The sequence below is a fragment of the Agrobacterium sp. fls2-241-TYG-188a genome (genome assembly GCF_030209845.1).
This window is the reverse complement of record NZ_JARVRD010000003.1, coordinates 794,063-817,156: the sequence shown is the minus strand read 5'-3', so window position 1 is coordinate 817,156 and position 23,094 is coordinate 794,063. Positions and strand designations below refer to the sequence as shown.

Genomic DNA, 23,094 nt, shown 5'->3' with positions numbered 1-23,094 from the left:
TCGTCAGGCTCATAACCTGAAGGCCGCAGGTTCAAATCCTGCCCCCGCAACCAAATATCTGTAATACCCTCCCATGCAAGATATTTACGTTTAAGCTCCTCACCATACTGGTCGAGGAGCTTTTTGCGTTTGGCATCCGTGTCGATCTCGCCAGACGCAATTCGCTCCATCAAATCGTTGCCTGCTGCGGCAAGGAACTGTCGCTCCATCAAATCGAGAACCTCCTTGGGCTGCCGTCATGGTGACAATGCCGCCTTGCGCCCGCAGGCTCGCCGGCTGATGGCGGGGCGGGTGCCTTGCCCCATCACCATCGGCTGGACCAGATCGCGCAAGATCGGCATCAGGCGCTGATTGGCGTCGCCGTCCACGTTGTTACGGGGTAGGACCAGTAGCTTGCGGATGACGACATCGACACTCGCAGAATTAAACCGCTGCGTCCGCCTGGCGATCCTCTCCCGAAAATCCTCCGTCCACGCCTCGGTAGCGGCAAGCTCTGAGGCCAGTTGCTCACGCCTTAGCCGCGTTGCATCCGGTTGGTCGAGGATGCAAACGCGCGTACCGGGTGGGGGGAAGATGGGTGACCTGGGCGCGGCGGCGAGCCTTGTTCGTCTCAACGCCCCTGACACGGAAAATTTGCCCGAAGACCGCGGCCCGTTTGATCTACGGTTGACGCTAGCCGCCCCGCATACCGGAACAAGCCGTGGCGCAAGGCGATGCGCAAACGGTTGGTAGGCGTTGAATGTTGACCCTGTATCGGCCTCCAATTCTGACCTCCAATAGGCTTTCCAAAACACCCGCTTCGCCGGACCGAGCGAAAGACCGGCTAAGGCTGGAGGCAAGATTAGGCTGGAAGACGACTTACGAGCGGTTTCATTGATTTGAGAAGTGGCTTTTCGACCAGTCTGAAGATTGCAATAGCGCAGACTACGGCGACGATGAGCCCAATGGCTGACGGGAGAAAGGCATTGCCGAAAAACTTGTGAACGGCGGCAGTCCAGAAAACATGGGAAAGATAGAGTGAGTAGGAAGCGTCGCCGATCAACTGGATTGGCTTTAGTTGCGCTGAGGGCCAATATCCCCGCTTTTCCAGGCTCAAGCAGCCGGCGACGATAAGAAATGCTGGAATTCCCCAGACCAGAATTCGGTATTCTGGGTCGAACAGCGAGAAAACATTGCTTGCTGCAAGCCCGGTTACACCCAAGATGACGGCAATGAGGCTGATTTTTCCGGGCAAAACAAATCTGGAAAGCAGAAGACCTGCGATGAACTCCAAAAGAAGATTGGACGACCAGAGGTTCAAAGCGGCGTTCTTCAGGTCGAAGGTGTAACCCAGGATGACCATCGAGGCTAATGCCAGTGATGTGAAAAGGATGGGTCGACCCAGGAATACGGCTGCGGCGAAGACGATGTAGAAAAACATTTCGAGGTTGAGGGTCCAGCCCACCACCATCAGCGGCCATACGTGTCCTGTTTGGTCCCAGTAGGGAATGAAAAAAAGAGCGATTTGGTGAGTGTTTCTGCATTGAACGAAAATTGAGAATAGACGCCAGCAATCGCGCCCAGACACATGACGAAGGTGAACAGCCAGTGCAGCGGTGCAATCCGGCTGATGCGTTGCACAAATACATGAGTGACCGTTCATTGACGCCGATCGTGCCCCTGATAAGGCCCGAAATAACGAAGAAAATATCCACTCCTGCCGCACCGACAATAAACTCATTCGGGAAGAAATGGAACGCTGTGACGAGGACCGCTGCTATACCGCGAAGGGCCTGAATCGAATAAAGATGATTTTGCGCGAGCTAGCGCGGCCCGAAAGACTTTTGCGTTCCTCGCATAGATGTAAGAATTTAAAGTCGCAGACGCTGAAGTATAAAGCAAAACTGCATTTCTCAGCTTCAAATCCAGCAGTTCCCGTTTGTCAGCAAGTATAATTTGTAACTTCTGAGATCGTTGACATTTTGACACCCGCAAGACCGAGACGGATATAAAGCTCATTTGCCAGCCTTCGCGGGCACAAGCACCACATGCTTCGCTTGGTAGGCGGGTGTTACAGGTCCGCCTTTGATAGGCTCCGACTTTAATTTTGAGCGCGGTAGGCCGCGGGATATCGAATTGGCGTTGATGATTTTTGCACGGGAGCGGCTTTTGCGTCCAACTTAAATGAATAGGCGGAAGCGAATAACGTCAGAATCCAGCCGATCGAAAAAGGCGCCAATAGATCGACTTCCGTGTAGATGCGCGACATGGTGAGAACGATAATTTGGAAGAGGAATGTCGTCAGAGCGTTCTGGTGCAGCATGACATTGCGAAGAGTGGTGACGACGAGGGCCGACACATAGAAAAAAGTTATCGCCACTCCAAAGTAACCGAGTTCGACAGCCGTTGAATAGAACTGGTTGTGAAAATGAAAGCCCATACGGGTCGGAATATGGAATGCATACCACAGCGCTTCGGGTTCCGGGTCATTTTGAACCCAGAATGCCTGATACCCAATACCAAAAAGCGGGTTTTGTTCAATCAATCTTGAAGCATAGTTCCAGAGATCTGTTCTTCCGGTCAAGGTAGCGTCCTTGCCGACCGCCGAGAGCAAGGCGCCCGTCAAACCGTTTTCGTCACCGAACACCAGTCCAGCCAGGCATGCCACACTCAACGCGATCAGGAACAGTGCGAGCAAAAACTGCCCTCGGGCACTGACATGGACAAGCCTGACCACCATGAGCGCGCAGTAGGCTAGCACGATGACAAAGAAGGAAATCGCTGCCCCTGCAGAGATGGTGAGAACGAGTGTAATTAGCGCCAGGCCCACGCCGATATAGGCCAGCGCGCGGCTGAGTACAGTCTGACTGATCCCCGCCTTGGCGACGGATAAAATGAAGAGAACAAGTCCAGCGTAGGCCAGATAATTCTTGCTGCCATAGAAGCCGACATAAGCGGCCTGCTGGGTTTCGTAAATAATGGCAGTCTTGCCGGAAAGAATGCTGGCGCCTACCGAAATCAACTGAGCAAAGAAAAATGCGGTAATGAGTGTTTTCAGCCGTATCGTGCTCGTCAGGATATACACCACGCAGCAGGAAACCAGCGCTTCTGCCGATAGTTTGAAGGTCAGCAGCGGATGGTTCGACCAGAATGTGGAGGCGAGAAATACCGACGGCATAATGAATAAGAGGACGAGCCCTGGCCACTCGATGCGGCCATGTATCTGGTAACTTCTCGCCTTCAAACCGATCAGGACGATGGAGGGCAGTATAAAGTAGACCGCCGCGATGGTGCCGAAACCGGGGCTGAGGGTAAGACCCAGAAATGTCACGAATGGAAACGCAAACTGGGCAGCGCTGTCTAACCGGGAAGTCGGATGTGTGTCCTGTGATGGTATTTGCACGACGGATTACCTGATATTTTCGGAACGGGACATGACAAAACCATTTGCAGACACGCCGGATGATGCAGATCTTTCTGGCGACTTACGCTCCAAGCAATATCCACTTCTCGCAGTCTTATCCATCTCATATGCAGCAACCTGGAAGGAAAGACTGCATTTTTAAAGAAACAGAGCCCCAGCCGCCACATAGACGTCCTGCGAACTCTAGATGAAACGAGTTTTGGCTAAGGCGCAGGAGCACTCGGCTTCAGGCATCAGAGTAACGGGGATGGGGCATTTGCTGCACAGTCTTTGATCGGAATTTGAGGCAATCTCGCGTTTTTGCGCGTGAAGCTCTGCCATTTGGCATTCGCGTGCGCGATAAAGCCATTTCGCAATACACGCGACATGAGACAATGCGTTATATGAGCCTAATGGAATTTGAAAATATTACGGAATTGGCCTAGTGCAGTGTCCTGGAATGGCGGCAGGACAAACTGACTGTAATGAGATGCAGGTAGACTGACCTTTCATGGATTGCTGAGGTGGAGCGAAACCGAGCCGAGGTTAACAAGGCTTGCACTGCTTCATCCTGTACCAGGACTTCAATAGATCATTATTAAGCTCAAATGGTAGGGCGTCGCGTGTCTTTAAAAAAAATTGCCTATGGCACAATGTCCATGTCCTCCATCTCGATCCTCCGGATTGCGGCCCAGTTTTTCATCATGCCAATATTGGCACGGTATCTCAGCCCTCATGAATACGGAACGGTCACACTTGCGGTTCCTATCATTCTTCTTCTGGTTATTTTTGCAGATGCAGGCGTCGGCCAATCGCTGATCAAGGAAGATGATGGCAATACTCAGGTCTGGTCCAGCGCATTCTGGCTTACCATGGTCATCGGTCTCGTCCTGGCCCTCATCGCCCTCTTCGGCTCTTCCACGCTCGCCTTGCTATTCGCCGAGCCGGACCTTGGCCCGATAACGCGTGGACTGGCACCGATTGCTTTCCTGCAGGCGATTAGCGCCGTACCGGGAGTCAAGCTGCAAAAGAGCGGGAAATTTTCCACAATTGCAATCATTGAAGTCTTGGCAATGGCGGCGGGTCTGACGACCGCACTTGTTGGCGTGTTAAATGGTGCCGGTGTCTGGTCGCTGGTGCTGCAGCAACTGGTGCAATATTCCATCCGCGCCAGTTTCACATTCGCTGCGTCCCGGTTCAAACCGCGATTTGTCTTCTCATTGCATAGCCTTAGAGAGCACATTGTCTTTGGCAAAAGCATGCTGTTCAGCAATCTGGCGACCAATCTCTCCCAGTCTCTGGAAATGGTCATCATAGGCCACGCTCTCGGCGCCGCAGGCGCAGGCATTTTTGCGATGGCATTTCTGTTTGCCCGCTTACCCGGTCGCATCCTGACCGCGCCGCTCAACTACGTCATTTACACACATCTTCTGCGTTTCAGAGAAAACAGGCAGAAACTGGGAGAGGTCTATTCTGCAATATCCTATCTGGTCGCAGCTGGCGTGCTGCCAATCCTGTTCATAGCCTCCGCGGCCCACCAGGAAGTGTTTGGCTTGCTGTTGGGCAGCAAATGGACGGAGTCAGGGTACCTGTTTGCGTTGATCGCGCCCGTTGCGGGTTACCAGCTGATCGGCACATTGGCCGTGACAATACGCATCGTATTGGGTGAAGTTCGCAGTCAGATGAGATTTGCGATAGAATTTGCGATCTGCTGGTGCCTGCTTCTTGCTGTGTTTGCCACAGGCGGCACGATCTATGTAGCCGGCGCATATGCTGTTGCGGTGGCTTTGACCGTGCCTCGTAACATCAGTGGGATCGTCTATCTTCTAAGCCTTTCACGAACGCGGTTTGCGGCATCGATGGCTTTGCCCTCCGTCATCTCTGTGGCTGTCGCGGGCGTGTACTGGTTGGGTTCTACCGGAATGCGCGATCAATGGTTCCAATGGATACCGTTTGCTGCGGTCCTTGCCCTCGCGGGTGTGGGGCTTTCGGTCGCCGCAGGTCATCGGACATTGCGCAGAGGTCTGTCTGTTCTAAACGCCCCGACGGAGAGCGTCTGACCGCCCAACCGCTATCAAACCCGGTGATAAAGAACTGTCATAATTGAATAAATTATTGCTTATAAAAGCCGGGCCGGGGTTCCTAGTATATTAAGAAGAGTGACTTGACGCTGATCCGGCTAGAACCTATACGGCATTTGATTAGATGGCGCTCATTGCTTTTGGATGTTGTATATCATAACAGGAAAGATGTACAAAAAATGAAGAAAATTGCTGTTATTTGTGCGCTTCCTCCTGAACGTAATACGGGCATGTTGACCGTCGATCTGGCGGCTCATATGACCATCTCTCAAATGGTCGCTCCCAATATTGTTCAGTTTTACACATATGGAAAATTGAACGAATATTCGTACCCGCCTGAAGAAATACCATTCAAGTATCTTGATATAGTCGATCATTACGGCGAATACCTCTCCTCGGACGTGTTTTTGTTCTGGGGTGATTTCCTGCACTCCCTCTCCTATCTGGAGAAGGATCGTGGAGCATGGAACAAGGATGCGACGAGCGAGAGCCAGAGCGGATTCCAGAGCGATTATTACAAATACATTTTCCTGTCCCAGCTCGATCAGGAGAGGTTGAGCCGCGCCGTCATCTTTGGAAGCACGATCATTACAAATCGAGCGGAGGACGATGTCGACGAGACGTATCGATCGCATTCCGAACGCTTGTTCAAGAATGCTGCCGGCGTGTTTTTCAGAGATGCATTGTCCGCGGCGAAGGTTTCGCCTCTGCGGGGCCTGGACCCTTCGCTGGCCTGTGACTGTGCACTTCTGCTGAAAGACACCGACCTCGAGCAGTTTTCCGGTTTTGAAATGGCCGCACAGCGACAGGGTATCGGCGTCTACTTCGGCCGGACGAATTCAAAGTTCCTGATGCTGCTTTACGCTCGCCTGCTGGGAAAGCGTCTCGGTGAACCGACACGGTGGATACCCTGGTTCTTCACACGCAAAAAATTCCGCGCCATCGCCCGTCTGTTTGGCTACGAGGTACCGAATTATCACGTTGATCCAGGCAAGATACTTTCAGAGCTCTCCGGCTGCAAATTCGTGATTACGGACACGTATCATGTTTGCGTCAATGCCTGGCGCCTGGGCATACCGGCCATATGTATCGGTCAGGGCGCGGCTACTGCGGACAATTCGCTGTCTGATAAAAAGAAAGAAATACTCTTCGAAATGTACGGGGCGCGCAGCTTCTACATTTTTGCGGAGCAGCTTTACAGCGTCTCAGGCTTCAAGGCAGCGCTGGACCAGGCAAAGACAGTCCTGTCCAACCCCGCTGTTGCCGCACAAATACGCAAAAACATCAACGAACATGTCGAGACTGCTGTCGCGCGGTTGAAGCAGGCGCTGCAAAAAGCATGCAGCTAAATTTTTTCCATCAACCTCGGTGATATTGATGCGTGGCATCAGGGTTAGATGCCGAGTGCGTATCTTGAGGGCGTATCAACCCACTATCGCTGGGTTGATACGCCAGTTGCTCTGACTGCCGGTTGCTGATCGAAGTGCTGCCGGAACTTCGCCGGGCAGCCTTACCCTCAAAACACTGGGCATCTGCAAAAGTGGTGGGGGGGGCTAATGAGGATGAACTTTACCCCGTGAAGACTGATGCAGTGCAAGAAAGTTTCTGCGCCGCAATATCAATTCCATGCGTTCCAGGGGATGGAGCGTGCGTCTAACGCAATCAGGCGGTCGATTTTATCTTCGAAAAAGATTGTGCACCGGAGATCTACATCTCCGGTGCACATAATTCTATGTCTTCTTTTGAATGTGCGCCATCAGGATCTGGCTTCGAATGATTTAGTAGCTACCGCGCGCCGAGCACACGGCCGGGATTGTCTTCAGGATGATTGCGACGTCCTGAATCAGCGACCAGGTCTGAACATACTGGGTGTCGAATGCGATGCGGCTTTCATAGGAAACATCGTTACGGCCGCTGATCTGCCACAAGCCCGTAAGACCTGGGCGAGTGCGGAGGTAGTACACGGCGAAGCTATCATATGCCTGTAGTTCTTCGGCCACGACCGGACGGGGCCCGACGACGCTCATTTCGCCGCGAATGATGTTGATCAGCTGAGGCAGCTCATCCAGGCTGAGTTTGCGCAGAACTCGTCCAACAGCGGTCACGCGTGGATCGTTCTTAAGCTTGCGGGTTGCTTCCCACTCGGCGCGGGCATCCGGATTTTCCGCCAGATAGCGGCGGAGAAGTTCGTCTCCATTGACAGCCATGGTGCGGAACTTCAGGCACTTGAACTTCTGGCCATTGTGGCCGACACGCTCATGCTTGTAAAATGCAGGTCCTTTGTCGGTGAACTTCACCAGAGCCATAATCATAAGAAATATGGGGCCAAACAACACGAGTGCACACATTGCAAACGTAACGTCCAAGCTACGCTTTGCCAGTCCGCCGGTCGGAAGAACTGTCGCATACTTCATAAAGAAAGCTCCATCGTTTTACGATGATGAGCCGCATTCCTGAGGCGGCTGATCAATCAATTACGCAAAATGAATTAATTCCAGGCTCTAAACCTGTTCGTGACTTACGAACCAGCCTTGTGGTTCATAAGTGCTTCGTTAACAATTTATAAACCAATAACGAATTACTAAGTCAATACTTTGTGGCGAATGTAGTTAATGCATATAAGCATATTCTAAATATATAGTTCTGACGATTTCAGTATAAAATCATTCTAATTTCTGAATAAATAAGCCTATTCATACTTTGTATGGGGGAATTTCAGTGCTCCTATTGGCTTAGCGAATTCGAATTAGATTGGATCGCAAAATTTACATTAGAGAATAATAAAATAATAAAACCGTAAATTTTTTATCTGAATATCTAATCCGTGCCGAGCAATCACGTCTCAAAACGCTATTTCGCCAGATGGCAGAATGATTCGCCTCAATGCTGGGATAGCGCCTCAAAGGACCTCATGAGGCGAAGGTTCGTCTTGGCCGTAGGCGAGTAATCAATCGCTATACTCGAGCTTTGAGGAAATGGCGCGTCAGGAAATTGTCGCTAATGGTGTCCTTGGCCGTCTTGTCGATTTCCGTCGTCCCGAACCGCATCACCCGAATGTACTAGCGCTGAAAACGCGCCGCGAGTTTCTTGACAGCGGCCAAAACGCACTGAGATCGGTTGGTGGCGCATAGGTAGTTGAGCAGGGCAGTAGCCGCGCCCGCCGCGCTTCGGTGACGGCGGCGGGATCGAAATGCCGATTTTTGAATGATCCCGAAAGAGGACCAGCCCTCTTTGCGCTGCAGCATTTTTACAAGAAGAATGTAAAGCGTGTGTGTATATCATGTTCTATACTTAGCAGGTAAGGTTACCGGCGGGCTTGGTCGCGAGTGTATTTGATTTATACTTATCTTGAGTTGTACTGGATAAGATCGATGATCAGTCGTTGCGCAAGAATCTGCGCCTGCGGCGTGCAGGGCTCCAGAGCCTGCTCGATGTGCCGTTCTCTTTCATCTGAGCGGGAAAGCTCAAAAGAGTGCTAATATCTTAAGGTTTGGCTCACCACACATTTTCAGAGGTCATTTGACGTTTTCGAGTAAGACATTCCGAAAACAGGAGTGGATGATGAAGAGCGTACCAGTCAATTCTCGCATTATACAAAACGTCTACTTCAGCCAGGAAGACGGACAGTTGCATATCTGCTTTAAAAATGGTGAGGAGCGGCTGTTCATCGGCGTGCCGGAACACGAAGTTACGGCAATGTGCGTCGCCAAATCCCCGGGCCAGCATTATATCGACCGCATCCGCAATCAGTATAAACGTATCGCTGCCTAGTAGCAGCAAAGACCGCGTTCAAACCTGCCGGTTATTGGAATTCCGCTGGCCTGGCGGCAGGCAATGGTTTCACCGCATCAATTACAAGACTGCATCCGATTGTTAGTGTCGAAGGCCGCCGCGTATCATCGCAGGCCATGGGCGCTTTCCAGTCTCGCTGGATCCCGCGACCAGCAACTTGCCTGCCGGACTTTGGAAGTAACTAAATTAACAATATCTAGAATTCGCATAAAATTATATCATCTGGACAATCAATATAATTTCCGCATATATCGCATCGTCGCCATTATATTGGGTCTGAACCTAGCTGATATCACGTATTAAAAGCTATTCATCTCAATAGAAATTGTGCCTTCTCCACATTCTCCATTTGTGGGGGATAGCGAAATTTCAAGGCGATCTATTTTATCAGAATCCTGAGCGGATTTCTGGAAGTTATCGAAAGTAAAACGATAGTCCGTGCTTATGATATTGCCGTTCTTTAATTAAAGGCAACATTGAAGAGAAGCAGTGCAGGTTGAAGAATGCGATCCCACTACGTTGCTTTATCTGTTTATTGGGTCTCGCTTTCGGTAGCCCTTTTAAATTATGGCTCTGTTGAACTGCTGACGGTTACGCTTTTAGCCTTGCCTACCTTCTTCCTGTTCATGGTTCTTCTCTCAACGGGAGGCATTCCCACCCATACCGGTTCGACGCTATGGGCGGCGGCTTCGCTGATGGTTTTGCTCCTCGCCTGGATTGGCGCTCAAACTGTCATTCCTCTCGATGCGCCGTTTTCAGAGGGCGCCTGGAAAGAAATTCAAGCTTTTCTTCCCGGTGCTGCTTCGACCATCTCGGTGTCGCCAGCGGACGATCGGGCGGCAGCCATGCGAATTGCAGTGCCGTTTGGTATCTTCATGGTCGGCCTCTTGTTGTTCTCCACAGACGAGCGTGCGAGTGGAGCGTTGAGGCTCTTGTCGGGGCTTTCCGGTTTGATATCGATCTTCTCGATCGTCCAGTTCACCATCGCGCCAGATCAGTTGCTCTTCGACGCGAAGAGGGCCTATCTCAGCAGCCTTACTGGCATATTCGTAAACAGAAATACTGCGGCCACTTTCTTCGGCCTCGCGCTTTTGCTTAACGCCTCCATCGTCGAGGCGTCTTTTGGCAAGATAGGTTTTCGGCGGGTGTCCTCGGCAATTTTGGCCGGCGCCAGACTCTCGCCAGCAATGCAAACGCAATTGTGGTTTGCGGCATTCCATGTGGTGCTGCTCTTCTCGACACTAACAGCATTGATGCTGACCAAATCTCGCGGAGGGGTCGTTGCGGCTCTCATTGCTGCTTGTTGCCTTTTGCTTCTAAAGGCATTCAGCAGGTTTCAAAAACAGGAAAAGAGCGGGCTTGCCCCAGCCAAGGAACGCCGCTGGATCAGGATACTGATCGGCGCATCTATCCTTCTGGCGATTGTCATCATCTTCTTTTCGCTTGGGCAGCGCGTTCTGTTGCGCTCACAAATTCAGAGTACCTTCGAAGACGGTCGTTTTTGTGTCCTGCCGGGCATAGTCACTGCCGTCTGGGACAACCTTCCGCTTGGGGCAGGTCTGTCAAGCTTCCCGACTGTGTTCCCGGCCTATCGAGATGCGACTTGCGGCATTGCCGGGGTCTGGGACAGAGCTCACAATGTCTATCTGGAAGGGCTGTTGACGCTTGGCATTGTTTTCCCTCTGCTGGCGCTGCTCTTCAGTCTCTGGTTGAGTGCGGTCTTTATCATTGGGATCAGGCGCCGCCGAAGCGCCCGTTATGCGGGAGAGCTCGGCATTGCCTCTCTTGTTTTGATTGCTGCGCACTCCGCGATTGACTTTTCCCTGCAAATATCAGGACTCGCAATCTATTTTGCGGCAATGCTTGCGCCAATTGTAACCTTGTCTCTTCGCCCGCCCGGCAAGAAACGAACACTTAAGGAACAGTCCACCCGTCATTCGATCACTGCTTAACGATGAGTCATGGTTAAATATTTTCGAATTTGAGCATATTTATGTTTATTTATTTGAATTAACTAATATTGAACTGATTAATTGGGCGTTACCACCATGTGTTTAAATAGCAACAACTTAATTCAAAGCTGAGCAAAGCATAATTTCAGTCAATCCGGCTCTGGATTTAATTCTGCAATTGGTGTTATTGCGAGACGATATAATGTTTCATGGGGATGAAATTGAGGCGGAGTAAGACTCACATTTTGCTGCTTGCTGCGGCCACTTCGCTTTCCAGTTGCACTTCGCTTCCAAGTGCGGGTCCGGCGGCCCGCAATGTGGAAGCTGGCGCGGCTGTAAAAGTTACCTCTGCGGACAAGCCCACTGCCGTGGGCATCGATTATGCGCTGGTGGACATCAGTAAGAGTGTCCTGAGCTACGTCGCAGACGACACGCAGACCTCTTTGGCTCAGGGTTTTGGCGGTGGACGTGGTGGCGCGCCATCGCTGCCATTGGGCGCTGGCGATGTGGTCCAGGTTGCCATTTTCGAGTCGCAGTCGGGCGGTTTGTTCATTCCGTCTGATGCTGGCAGCCGCCCCGGGAACTTCGTTTCCCTGCCGCAACAGACGATTGATCACAGCGGTAATGTGAGTGTGCCTTATGCAGGGCGTATCCGCGCAGTTGGACGGTCGGTCGAGGCGGTTCAGCAGGAAATTGAAGACCGGCTTGCAAGCCGTGCTATTGAGCCTCAGGTCGTCATCACCAAAATCAGCAGCCGCTCGGCCCAGGCTGCGGTGCTGGGAGATGTGCGTCAGCCCGCGAAGATCGAGCTGACCGAAGCCGGTGAAAGAATACTTGACGTCATCTCCGAAGCGGGCGGCTTGAGTGCGCCCGGCATCGAGACGCGGGTCACTCTTCAGCGCGGAGGACGTTCTGCAACCGTGCAATACGATCATCTGGTCGCGACGCCTTCTGAAAATATCTATGTCGCACCGGGTGATACGATCCTTGTTGATCGCGAGCGTCGTACCTACTCCGCATTCGGTGCGTCGGGTCTGAATGGCCGGTTCGACTTCGAAGAGTCCAAGCTGAGTTTCGGCGAGGCATTGGCAAAGGCTGGTGGTGTGTTGGACTCCCGCGCGGATCCGGCTCAAGTCTTCCTGTATAGGGTTGTCCCCAAGGACACGCTGGCCAAGATGGGCGTGAATGTCTCGCGCTTCAAGTCTGAAACAGTTCCCGTTGTCTTCAGGGCCAATATGCGTGATCCGTCCACGCTCTTTGCGATCCAGAAGTTCCCGATGCAGGACAAGGACATCATCTACATCACGAATGCAGATTCCGTCGAGCTTCTCAAGTTCTTGAACATTGTGAACTCGGTATCGTCTACCGCCGCCGGCGTTCCTTCGGATGCCGTATCGATCCGGGACTCTGTGGAATCACTGACAAATTAATAGCCAAGCGTCCGCAGCATTAAGTAAGTTTCTTGAATCTTATTGCTGCGGAAATTTTTTTGTGCAATCAAACAGTCTTAATAAAGTATAAACGGACTTGGGAGTGACTTCATGCCAAAGGGCTTAAATTACAGCTTACTGTGTGGCGCGCTGTTGTCGTTGGCTTTGGCGAATAATGCCAGTGCACAAAGCTCTTCGCCGGCCAGTTGCCTTGTCGCCCCGGCAAGTCTTTCGGACAGTATTGTTCAGGCGTTTCTTTCCTCGCCAGAGAGTCTGTTGAGCGAATTCCAGACGGGTGGAATACCTATGTCCAACCGCGTCCGTGCTCTCACCGGCACGAACGAAGCCGCTTTGTCTCCCTTGATCAAGTTGGCAGGTCAGGCCAATCCATCGCAGGTCGCAGCATTGGGTGCTGGCCTTGCGCGTGCAGCGGCAGCTTGCGTTTCGCTGAAGCCTGACTTCGCTGCGCGCATTCAGCAAGAAGTTGCCGAAACCGATAATGCTGCCCTTCAAACTGCTTTTGCGGGCGCGATGCCGGAAACTGAAACGGCTGCGTTGGGTGCTGCGGGCGCTGGTGCCGGCGGCGCGGGCGCTGCGGGTGCGTCAGCCATCGGCAGCAATGGGAATGCAGGTGGCGGCGTAAACGCAACGGGAACCGCCGCCGATGGATCGTCCGGCACGGCTTCAGGAGATTCTGCATTCAGCGCTGGTGCAAGCAGCCCTTATTTCGCGACGTCGAGCGCAGGCTCATCCACATTTATCTCGATCAGTATAACGACTCAGTAGAAACCCTTGTGGCTGGGGGTCAAGACACAACTGAAATGAGGCTCGCTTGCCGCTCTACGATAAAGAAATCCACGCTTTTTCGCGTGAAGCGAATGCTGATATGCATCAGCAGGGAAGTTTTCTGGACGTTGAAAGCGTCATTGCAATTGCCAGGCGTCAGTGGAAGATCGTCGCGATAAGCGTAGCGGTTGCTGCGGTTCTGGGTATTGTCAATATTCTGACAGCCGTTCCGCTCTTCACGGCCAATGTCAGCGTTCTCATCGATAGAGGCAATGGTCAGCTTGCCGACCAGTTGTCGAGCATCGGGTCCGCTGGCGGCAGTCTGATGGAAGATGAATCGTCCATCCTCAGCCAGGTCGAGATCTTCAAGTCAGACACGATCGCAAGTGCGGTCGTAGACAAGCTTGATTTGACCAATGATGCCGTGTTCATGGCGGATGATCGTTCCGCCATGGTGCAGTTGATAGGAACATTGCGTTCTCTGCTCAATGTATCGCAATGGTTCGTGTCCGCTTCGGCCGTCGCGGATGACGCGGCCGCAAAGCACTTTGCCGCAGAGCGAAAGCTGGCAGAAAATCTCGACGTGAGCCGGGTTGGAAGAACCTATGTTCTCAACGTCCAGTACACGTCTCCATCGCCAGAACTCTCGAGTAGAATTGCCAATACCGTCGGCGATATTTATCTCGTAGACAAGCTGAATTCGAAATACGAGGCGACGCGGCGCGCCAGTGACTGGCTGCAAAACCGTATCGCAGAGTTGCGGCAGAAGGCACTTGATTCCGACCTTGCCGTTCAGCGGTTCCGCACAACAAACAATCTTGTATCCGCAGGATCTGTTCTCGTATCGGATCAACAGCTCTCCGAACTTAACAGCGCGCTGATCGTGGCACAGTCGGAGACGTCAAAGGCCGAAGCACGCTTCCAGCGAATTCAGCAGATTATCGCGTCCGGCCAGACAGATGCCATTGTCACCGATGTGCTCGGAAGCACGATTTCGAACGAGTTGCGGCAAAAATATCTGGATGCATCCAAGCGGGAAGCGCAGATTTCCGCGCGGCTCGGACCGGATCACGTGCAAGCGGTTCGCATGCGCAGTGAGATGTCTGAATATCAGCGATTGATGTTCGAGGAACTGAATCGTATCGCCGAGAGCTACAAAAGCGATCTCGACGTCGCAAAAGCGCGTGAGAAAAGCCTGTCCGACAACGTATCCCAGGCAACCGGTATCAGTGCGTCGGCAAACGAGACCAAGGTGCAGTTGCGAGAGCTCGAGCGCGAAGCCGAGACTTACAAAAATCTCTACCAGACTTTCCTTCAGCGCTATCAGGAAGCTGTCCAACAGCAGTCATTCCCCGTGACAGAGGCGCGCGTGATTACGCGTGCGTCACCGCCGAAGTCGCCAAGCCATCCCAAGAAGACACTGATACTTGCGCTGTTCATTGTCATGGGCGGTGCGGTGGGCACCGGTCTAGGGGCGTTCAGGGAAATCAGGGACCGCTTCTTCCGAACCGGCGATCAGATACGAGACACGCTCAAGCTTGAATTCCTCGGGATGACACCGATGATTTCCGGCCAGCGATTGCCAGCGTTTTCCGGCAGCAAGTTGCCGGCTGGTGAATTGTTCAAGACAAATTCTGTCTCGAATTACGTTGTCGACAATCCACTGTCTTCTTTCGCCGAAACTTTGCGCAGCGCAAAGCTCTCGGCGGATTTCGGTATGGTCGGGAAAGAGTGCAAGATCATAGGCGTCGTCTCCTCCCTTCCGGGCGAGGGCAAGTCGATGACATCCATAAACTTTGCCCAGTTGCTCGCCGATCAGGGAAACCGGACGATTCTGATCGACTGCGATTTGCGTAATCCTGGCGCCACGCGTGCCATTGGATCTCATGCAGAGGCGGGTTTGCTTGAGGCTGTTCTCGAAAACATCGACCCTCGGAAGCTTTTACTTCAAGATCCCAAAACGGGATTGGCGTTCTTGCCAACAGTCATCAAGCATCGCGTGCCGCACTCCTCAGAATTGCTGGCCTCTCCTGCCATGCGCAACATCCTGACACATCTGAGCCACAACACAGATTATATCATCCTAGATTTGCCACCGCTCGGGCCTGTCGTGGATGCGCGCGCGATGGCTTCTCGCGTCGATGGCTTCCTGTTCGTCGTAGAATGGGGAAAAACCGCAAGGCATCTGGTGCGCCAGCTTCTGAGGGATGAAGTTGAAATACGAAACAAATGCCTTGGTGTCATACTCAACAAAGTGGACCAGCGTAAGTTGAAGCTCTACAGATCCTTCGGATCCAGCGAGTATTACCAGTCTCATTATACGAAATACTATCAGGACGCTGCGTAGATTGGCAGGATTTCGGCGGAATCCATATTCGGTCACCATTTTGGGCATCATGGCGTTATGCTTGTGCCTCTACGCCGTCGATCAGGTCGTGCATTACGCACGTTTCGCCGACCTTCAGTATTGGGCGCGGCAAATCGAGAAAGGCCGGCCGCTGGAACTGAGCGCGCTCGATCGTTTGGTCAGCGAAACCTATGATCGCGGTATCGAGCAAGAGTGCCAGTCTGCATTCGTGAAGCCGTTCCTGACGGTGTTGCTGGCTGGGCTGGATGCACGGAATCCAAACTCGGAATATGAGAAATGGTTCGAGGCTCTGGGCCAGACGGAGCAGTTCCTGCGCCACACATTGAGTTGCCTGCCGACAGACGGTAATTTGTGGGTGCGCTACGCCATGGTTCGCCAAGCCTCAGCTGAACAAAGCGATGAAATCCATCGGTTGGTCGGTCTTTCTCAAAGATATTCTCCAGCCGAGGAGAATGCGATAACGGCGCGCTATTTCCTCTATAACCGTTTGACCAATATGACGTTGGAAAAGATCTCGATGGAAGTCCGCAAGGATGTCGAGATTTTGTGCTCTCCATCAGCGGCATTTCTGCGCGTCAAAATTCCGGCGCCCAAGCCGCAATTAGCAAAGATGATAGCCGCCATTTCACCTTCCTGTTCGATTTCAGGTCAATCGACTGGCGATGCTGCGCGCGTGGACGACAAAAAAATCAGCCTTTCCCCCTTCAAATCGTCGATTTCGAAATAAGGCCTGGCCGATTGCGACTGGCAGGATGTCCGGCGCATTCGCTTTATGAAATGTTCGATCCATGGGGGCTTGCACAAGGCCTCGCAGCCCCAAATTCGGCACGGCGCTCTTAGCTCGGAGTGGACAGGCGCACGGCACGGAGACAGTCGAGTTACGCCCTGTCGTGTCGCGGCTTTACGAGTGGTCGATTTTAAAAAGCCTTAGGTGCCGCGGGTCATTCGCTGGCTCCGCCACCACCGGAATTGGCTGCTGCAGGTACAAGCAAAAAAACGTCATTGGATCGGATTTTCAAGCGCCAGGCGGAAGACGCGCAAGGCGCCTTGGCCACCAACTGAACATTGGCGAAGAACGTATCAAAGAAATCGACTTTGGCTTCCTTCGACACGAAGGATTGTGAGCTTTCCCGTGTAAAAGGCGCCGGTATCAATGCCGATACGCTGGGGCCCCGGGTCGGGTTGCTCCCGGACTGTGTGCCCGTGGATCACAATTAGGTCCTTCAATTCCGGACCCTTCGACAGGAATGGCTCCCGGATCCAGATCATATCGTCATCCGATTGCTGCTCAAGCGCTATGCCGGGACGAATGCCCGCATGGACCCATAGCTTGTCTGCAATCTTCAAGCAGATCGGCAGGCTATCCAGGAAGCGCTTGTGATCCTCCGGAACCGCCTCGGCCAATAATTCTTTCAGCCTCCCCTTAAGACGTGTTTGCCGAAAGGCCGCGCTGTGCACATCAAGCCCGTAGGAGGCGAGCGTCTGTTCGCCGCCGAGTTCCAGCCATTTCTTGTGCTTCTCAGGATTTTCGAGATATCGGAGAAAGACATCTTCGTGATTGCCAACAAGCGGCAAGCGTTTGAGTTGGTGCTCGCTCTTGGTCATGAGATGATTAATGATCTGTGCCGACATTGGTCCACGATCGATGAAATCACCCAGAAGCACAACGAGACCGTCCTTGCCCGTCGATGCAATGTCTTGTGCAATGTTCGTTTCGGCCTGCTTCAAGAGATCCAGCCGTCCATGCACATCGCCAATCGCATAGATCGGATAGCTTCTTGCAACGTCGCCCAGATCGATCCGGCGTCGTTTCACAGTGCTTTTGGGTTCAGATCGGTATTTTGAAAGCCAATTCATAACTTTACGCATGACTATGACCAATACATAGCGATGGGTAAAAATACCATTGGCTAAGGGAGACGATTTTGCCAGCTATCGAGTTTTGAAACGGCAAGCGCGTATCAATCCAGCTTGGTTGCAGCGGGCAGGAATTTCAGACGCATCTTCATCAAATGCCGCCCATTGGATCGTGGAGCCGCTCATCGCTTTTGCGCACGCAGGCTTGCGACGTCGGTCTTTCTTCAACGAGAGACCCTTGGAACAGTCAGTGATGCCCTATCAGACATGTCGCGCGCATACTTCATGTTCGCCGGGCATATAACGCCTTAGCCGGTCTCAGGTTACCCGCAGCTTCATCTGTCGAGCAGACGGGTCATCCACACATCCCACGATGCTGGTGTAAGGCCGTGCGTTCGGTTGGCGACAGCCAGATCCGGCATTGCCAAGGTAATTCCGAGGTTACGCGACAAGGGCCTGCATAGATCGCATGTAGAGGGAAGGGCGCTCTACTATATCAATCACGTGGACAAGCTCCGGAAGCTTGTTGTTTGGATCGAGTACGATTTCAGGGAGGCGGAGCCTCGTGAAGATATTCAAGACCTCGGGGCCTGGAGGCGGCGTGTGCCCAGCAACAAAACGTGGAGCGATCAGTCTCGCAGGCATTTTGAGATTTTCGTCAGCAATACTAATCCATGCGGGTACCAACCAGCATCTGTTCTGCCAGTTGATATAGTCGACATGTACAATATCGCGTCCAATAGGCAACGATATCCATCCGGCCAGCTCAATCTCTTTCACCGACGCCCCCATAGCTCTGCATGAGAAACAATTCTACCCTGATCTATCCTGATAATATTTTATCTCGTAATAAATCAAGAAAAAAATCTGAAAGATCCGAAGTCGTATATCGAACTTATATTCGACTTCATTCAAAAAACAATTTTCTGAAACGCATAGATTGAAATTTTTATTGAGGCTTATCTTCCAAGCTTGCTGCCGCCTGAGGTAAGGACGATTTTATCCATTCAAGAACTGCATCGGTCATTCTTTTGCTTGAACTAATTTAGCAAAATTTTTGAATATTTCGAGAAATATACTGGAAAATCTACAACCGGCGCGAATGTGAAAATTTCATTCCTATTGGTAGGGTTGCTTTCTTTTGAAGATCTAATTCCACCAGTAAAATATGGATCGCCGGATTTACAGCAACCAAAGGTTATATAAAGCCAAGAATAGTTGTCAGAATTTTAGCTGTCTGACAGTGTATATTAGCATTTTTTTATTTTAACCATGTTTCTCGTCAATCCCCTCGAAATCGAAAACCATTTAAAGTCACCTCTCGCGAGAACAAATTCGTCAGTGATACATGTCGGATAATCAATAGTTTAAATTAATCGTTAATTCTGCTTTTTAGCGAAACAGCATAACTGTGCGTTGCAGGTAATTGACAATATTTTAACCGAACATTAACGGTGATTTGCCGATTTCACAAAAAACTACAATGGAGAGACTGATGACTACGATTTACACTAAAGGCGGTTACCTTGGCTCGGGCGCGTCGAGCGACAAGCTTGTAGCATTGGATGGCCCAGCACATCTGGACGGCGGTGCCGGCTCCGACAACATCAACGGTGGCAAGGGCGACGACATCCTTCAGGGTGGCAAGGGCAATGACTACATGTACGGCGGCGCTGGCAAGGACACGTTCCTCTGGCTTGCAACCGACGTTGATGGCAGCACCGACAAGATCTTCGACTTCGGCGGCGCTGGCGAAGCGAGCGGCGACCGTTTGACATTCCGTGGCATGGGCGAGGGTTCGAGCCTCAACCTCCTGTCGCACACGGCTGGCACTGACGGTCACGTCATCTACAAGTACGAGCTGATCGACACCGCAACCGGCAACCACAACATCATCTCGATCGAGTCGGTTAATGGTAAGCCTCTGACTGCTGGCGACTACGCATTCTACGGCTCGGTTCCTGTCGAAAGCGTCTAAGGAGCGGATGTAGCGAACTCTCGGTGAGCGAGGCGTTCGCTATAACGTGCTCATTTACGCGCGCAGCGTTGCAGTTAGCGCTGCGCGCGCCCCCGTCGATAGTGAACTACATCAATCCATAATGTAGAGCATCGAGATATCTTAGTATAAATTGCGAAGATATTCACGGTTAACCTATTTTATTGACGATGATCGGGTTATCTCCAGTAATAATCTTTTCTCAATCGTCGATGATAGGTACAAGCCGCCTGAATAGAAGGAAGCGTTAGTATGGCGTTCAAGTTTCAGGCTGAAGGCGATTTGGCACGCGAAGCATTTCGTAGAAGCAGAGCGGGTTTGATAGCGATCGGTTTGGCGAGCGCCCTTATCAACGTGCTCTATCTAACAAGCTCATTTTTCATGCTGCAGGTGTATGACCGCGTCATACCCAGCCACAGCATACCATCGCTGATTGCGCTCGGAATTCTCGCGGGTGCGCTTTACATTTTCCAGGGCGGGTTCGAGCTGATCCGCAACCGCATGTTGACCCGGGTGGCCGGCGTGTTCGATGAGGTCCTGGGCCAGCGTGTTTTCAAGGTCATGATGAAAACGCCCATCAAGACAAGTGGGGCCAATGATGGTCTTGCGGTCATGAGGGATTTCGACCAGGTCCGGACCTTCTTGTCGGGGACTGGCCCTTCCGCCTTTTTCGACCTGCCCTGGATGCCGGTCTATATCGCAATCTGTTTTCTCTTCCATCCGGTCGTCGGCATCATTGCCATTGTCGGCGCTCTGGTTCTGATTTTCATTACCGTTCTTACCAACTTCACCACACAGGCCTCTGATCGCAAGCTCCACGATCTGTGGAACCAGCGGAATGTGCTGATGGGTGCTGCGTTGCGAAATGCCGAGGTGGTCGAGGCCATGGGCATGAGCAATGATCTGGGCCGGGATTGGGAAGACTATAACAAACGGTATCGGGCCTTGCAGACGAAGACTGCGGATGTGGGCAACGCTTACGCCATTGCGTCCAAGGTTTTTCGCATCGCCCTGCAATCAGGCGTCCTGGCAGCAGGTGCCGTGCTTGTCATCGAGAATCAGGCATCGGGCGGTATCATCATCGCCTCTTCCATTCTGACGTCCCGGGCGCTTTCGCCGGTTGAACAGGTCATCGGCAGCTGGCGAGGTTTTGTCGTTGCTCAACAGTCGTGGAAGCGCATCAAGGATGTGTTCAAGGCGATCCCCGAAGTGGCCGAGCCTCTTGCTCTGCCTGCTCCAAGAAATGTCCTGTCCGTTCAAAAACTGGCCACAGGCCCTGCAAATGCCCAGCAACTGATTGTTTCCGATGTCAGTTTTACCCTGCGTGCGGGAAGCGCGGTTGGTGTCATCGGTCCGAGCGGTTCGGGAAAGTCATCGCTCTCGCGGGCTTTGACCGGGATTTGGCCGATTTATCGCGGCTCCGTAAGGCTGGACGGCGCGGCGCTGGACCAGTGGGACGAGGGCGTACGCGGAGACCATATCGGTTACCTTCCGCAAAATATCGAACTTTTCTCCGGTACCGTTGCGCAGAATATCGCCCGCTATCGCCGAGACTGGACGCCGGAGGCCGTCGTTGCCGCCGCGCGCGCGGCCCGTGTTCATGATCTCATTCTTAATCTGCCGCAGGGTTACGACACGGATATCGGTGTGAATGGCTGCCTGCTTTCGGCGGGGCAACGTCAACGCGTTGCCTTGGCACGGGCGCTGTATGGCAACCCCTTCCTTGTCATTCTGGACGAACCCAATTCCAACCTCGATACCGAAGGTGAAGAGGCGCTCAGCGTTGCAATCGGTGATGTTCGTGCGCGTGGCGGGATCGTTATCGTGATCGCTCACCGCCCAAGTGCGCTGGTTGCTGTCGATCACGTCCTCATGATGAAAGAAGGCAGAGCTGTCGCCTTTGGCCTCAAGGAGGAAGTTCTACCCAAATTCCTGCGCAAGGATAGCATTGTTGCGGCAGAGTCGAGGCCCGTCACCCTCAAGGTTGTCGGTGAATCCTCGGGGATGAATAGAGAATGATGATGCCCTCTCAAAAATCGCTCCAGCGCCATGTCCTGGCCGTTGCCACGCTCGGCATCATTTTGGTTGGCGGACTGGGAGGATGGGCGGCGACGGCAACTTTGTCAAACGCCGTCATTGCCGAGGGAACCGTCGTCATCGACGATAATGCCAAGAAAATACAACATCTTACGGGCGGTATCGTCTCTGAGATCGCCGTCAAGGAAGGCGAGCATGTCAAGACGGGGGACCTCCTGCTGCGCCTGGATGGTACGGCGGTTGAATCCAGCCTTGGCATAGTGGACAGCACTTTGGCGCAGCTTTATGCGCGTAGAGCAAGGTTGAAAGCCGAACTTGCTGGCAAGACGAGTTTCACATCCGCCGATGTGACTGCTGAAGCAGTCAATTTCGACAGAAATCCCAGCTTGATTGAGGGCGAACTCCAGCTGTTTGCAAACCGATATTCCGCACTTGTCGGCATGAAGAAGCAGCTGTCGGAGCGTAAGAAGCAGCTTGCCGAGGAAATCTTCGGAATAGGCGAGCAAATCAAGTCCATTGATAACGGCTTAACGATTATCGAAGAGGAATATAAAGCCACGAACTCTCTCTACAGCCAGCAACTCGTGACCATGCAGAGAGTAAATTCTCTCAAGCGTCAACGTGTAGAACTGGAGGGGAGCCGAGGAGAGCGTCTGGCTGCTCGCGCGCAGGCGGAAGGGAAGATCAGCGAGATCGATCTTCAGATCCTTCAGCTCGATGAAGATCGTCGGACAGAAAGCGCCAAAGAGCTGACACAGGTGGAGTCCGACATCGCGCAATCGGAAGAGCGTCAGGTGGCATTGAAAGATCAGCTCGACCGTTTGGAACTGCGTGCGCCGATGGATGGTCGCATTTATCAGGTGACGGTTCACACAGTCGGCGGTATCGTCAACCCAGGCGATGCATTGATGCTGCTGGCGCCAGATGCTCGCGCATTGACGATTGAGGCGAAGATCGCCACCCGCAATATAGATCAGATTTACCCCGGACAGGCCGTCAATCTCCGGTTCACGGCATTCGACCAGAGAACGACGCCGGAGGTTGCCGGAACAGTAGCCACAATCTCACCGGATGCCGTGACGGAACAGCGCAGCGGCGTTACCTATTACCCCATCCGGATTTTGCCGGAGGAAAAGGATGTCAAAAAGCTGCAGGGCATGACCCTGTATCCGGGTATGCCAGCTGAAGTCTTTATCAAGATTGCTGAGCGTTCGGTCATATCCTACCTGTCAAAGCCACTGATGGATCAGATCAACCAAACATTCCGAGAAGAGTAACGTGACTGCTCATTGGCATGGTATGCAGACAAGCGAAATCAGTACAGCTTTGCAATTTAGAGCAGTTGAGTGAGCTAGTATTGGCGCTGCAAATTTGCTAGGTCAGTACTCAGCAGATATTTTCTGGACGTTAGAG

General features: G+C 52.4%; 15 protein-coding genes and 1 pseudogene. 11 read left to right on the top strand and 5 right to left on the bottom strand.

The annotated features are described in order from the left end of the window. From QRN85_RS17755 to QRN85_RS17745, 3 genes and pseudogenes are all read right to left on the bottom strand, one after another. Positions 1 to 212, bottom strand: a pseudogene (locus tag QRN85_RS17755) (hypothetical protein); the annotation flags it as partial. A gap of 629 nt (positions 213 to 841) precedes the next feature. Further along, complete coding sequence (locus QRN85_RS17750; protein WP_284759590.1) at positions 842 to 1,642, bottom strand: acyltransferase family protein; 801 nt, start codon at positions 1,640 to 1,642, stop codon at positions 842 to 844. A 438-nt stretch (positions 1,643 to 2,080) separates the two neighbouring features. Then, positions 2,081 to 3,310: an O-antigen ligase family protein gene (locus tag QRN85_RS17745; protein ID WP_284759589.1), complete on the bottom strand. Its 1,230-nt coding sequence runs from the start codon at positions 3,308 to 3,310 to the stop codon at positions 2,081 to 2,083. A gap of 695 nt (positions 3,311 to 4,005) precedes the next feature. Here QRN85_RS17745 and QRN85_RS17740 point away from each other — a divergent pair. Together QRN85_RS17740 and QRN85_RS17735 are read left to right on the top strand one after the other, a co-directional pair. Then, positions 4,006 to 5,442, top strand: a complete 1,437-nt coding sequence (locus QRN85_RS17740) for an oligosaccharide flippase family protein (RefSeq protein ID WP_284759588.1) — start codon at positions 4,006 to 4,008, stop codon at positions 5,440 to 5,442. A gap of 104 nt (positions 5,443 to 5,546) precedes the next feature. Then, positions 5,547 to 6,812, top strand: a complete 1,266-nt coding sequence (locus QRN85_RS17735) for a polysaccharide pyruvyl transferase family protein (RefSeq protein WP_284759587.1) — start codon at positions 5,547 to 5,549, stop codon at positions 6,810 to 6,812. Between the two features lie 429 nt (positions 6,813 to 7,241). Here QRN85_RS17735 and QRN85_RS17730 read toward each other — a convergent pair whose 3' ends face one another. Then, positions 7,242 to 7,877: a sugar transferase gene (locus QRN85_RS17730; protein ID WP_062584131.1), complete on the bottom strand. Its 636-nt coding sequence runs from the start codon at positions 7,875 to 7,877 to the stop codon at positions 7,242 to 7,244. A 1,147-nt stretch (positions 7,878 to 9,024) separates the two neighbouring features. Here QRN85_RS17730 and QRN85_RS17725 point away from each other — a divergent pair. The 6 genes from QRN85_RS17725 (at position 9,025) to QRN85_RS17700 (ending at position 16,518) form a co-directional block, all read left to right on the top strand. Beyond that, entirely contained in the window at positions 9,025 to 9,234 is a 210-nt protein-coding gene (locus QRN85_RS17725; protein WP_062585502.1) for a KTSC domain-containing protein, read from the top strand. Between the two features lie 524 nt (positions 9,235 to 9,758). Beyond that, positions 9,759 to 11,207, top strand: coding sequence for an O-antigen ligase family protein (locus QRN85_RS17720; protein ID WP_284759586.1), 1,449 nt, complete (start codon positions 9,759 to 9,761; stop codon positions 11,205 to 11,207). Positions 11,208 to 11,452: 245 nt separating this feature from the next. Beyond that, a complete protein-coding gene (locus QRN85_RS17715; RefSeq protein ID WP_284759585.1) occupies positions 11,453 to 12,637 on the top strand; it encodes a polysaccharide biosynthesis/export family protein in 1,185 nt (394 codons plus the stop codon). A gap of 306 nt (positions 12,638 to 12,943) precedes the next feature. After that, the gene (locus tag QRN85_RS17710) at positions 12,944 to 13,423 is read left to right on the top strand and encodes a hypothetical protein (protein WP_062584137.1); all 480 of its coding nucleotides are present in this window, start codon (positions 12,944 to 12,946) and stop codon (positions 13,421 to 13,423) included. A 100-nt stretch (positions 13,424 to 13,523) separates the two neighbouring features. Beyond that, positions 13,524 to 15,770, top strand: a complete 2,247-nt coding sequence (locus tag QRN85_RS17705) for a GNVR domain-containing protein (RefSeq protein WP_062585503.1) — start codon at positions 13,524 to 13,526, stop codon at positions 15,768 to 15,770. Between the two features lies 1 nt (position 15,771). Then, positions 15,772 to 16,518, top strand: a complete 747-nt coding sequence (locus QRN85_RS17700) for a hypothetical protein (protein ID WP_284759584.1) — start codon at positions 15,772 to 15,774, stop codon at positions 16,516 to 16,518. Between the two features lie 353 nt (positions 16,519 to 16,871). On the opposite strand, the gene QRN85_RS17695 is transcribed toward QRN85_RS17700, so the two are convergent. Then, positions 16,872 to 17,606: a metallophosphoesterase gene (locus QRN85_RS17695; protein WP_284759583.1), complete on the bottom strand. Its 735-nt coding sequence runs from the start codon at positions 17,604 to 17,606 to the stop codon at positions 16,872 to 16,874. Positions 17,607 to 19,143: 1,537 nt separating this feature from the next. Between QRN85_RS17695 and QRN85_RS17690 the strand changes: the two genes are divergently transcribed. The 3 genes from QRN85_RS17690 to QRN85_RS17680 all read left to right on the top strand — a co-directional run bounded on the left by QRN85_RS17690 (position 19,144) and on the right by QRN85_RS17680 (position 22,958). Continuing rightward, positions 19,144 to 19,626, top strand: coding sequence for a calcium-binding protein (locus QRN85_RS17690; protein WP_062584146.1), 483 nt, complete (start codon positions 19,144 to 19,146; stop codon positions 19,624 to 19,626). A gap of 270 nt (positions 19,627 to 19,896) precedes the next feature. Beyond that, positions 19,897 to 21,663, top strand: coding sequence for a type I secretion system permease/ATPase (locus QRN85_RS17685; RefSeq protein WP_112962958.1), 1,767 nt, complete (start codon positions 19,897 to 19,899; stop codon positions 21,661 to 21,663). Continuing rightward, on the top strand, positions 21,660 to 22,958 hold the full coding sequence (locus tag QRN85_RS17680; protein ID WP_284759582.1) for an HlyD family type I secretion periplasmic adaptor subunit: 1,299 nt from the start codon (positions 21,660 to 21,662) through the stop codon (positions 22,956 to 22,958). The genes QRN85_RS17685 and QRN85_RS17680 overlap by 4 nt, the downstream gene beginning before the upstream one ends. Positions 22,959 to 23,094: the final 136 nt, after the last annotated feature.

Bases quoted from the DNA above. Each gene is read 5' to 3' on its own strand.
- QRN85_RS17750 (WP_284759590.1), bottom strand. From the start codon at position 1,642: ATGAACGGTCACTCATGTATTTGTGCAACGCATCAGCCGGATTGCACC.
- QRN85_RS17730 (WP_062584131.1), bottom strand. From the start codon at position 7,877: ATGAAGTATGCGACAGTTCTTCCGACCGGCGGACTGGCAAAGCGTAGC.
- QRN85_RS17725 (WP_062585502.1), top strand. From the start codon at position 9,025: ATGAAGAGCGTACCAGTCAATTCTCGCATTATACAAAACGTCTACTTC.
- QRN85_RS17720 (WP_284759586.1), top strand. From the start codon at position 9,759: ATGCGATCCCACTACGTTGCTTTATCTGTTTATTGGGTCTCGCTTTCG.
- QRN85_RS17710 (WP_062584137.1), top strand. From the start codon at position 12,944: ATGTCCAACCGCGTCCGTGCTCTCACCGGCACGAACGAAGCCGCTTTG.
- QRN85_RS17705 (WP_062585503.1), top strand. From the start codon at position 13,524: ATGCATCAGCAGGGAAGTTTTCTGGACGTTGAAAGCGTCATTGCAATT.
- QRN85_RS17690 (WP_062584146.1), top strand. From the start codon at position 19,144: ATGACTACGATTTACACTAAAGGCGGTTACCTTGGCTCGGGCGCGTCG.
- QRN85_RS17685 (WP_112962958.1), top strand. From the start codon at position 19,897: ATGGCGTTCAAGTTTCAGGCTGAAGGCGATTTGGCACGCGAAGCATTT.
- QRN85_RS17680 (WP_284759582.1), top strand. From the start codon at position 21,660: ATGATGATGCCCTCTCAAAAATCGCTCCAGCGCCATGTCCTGGCCGTT.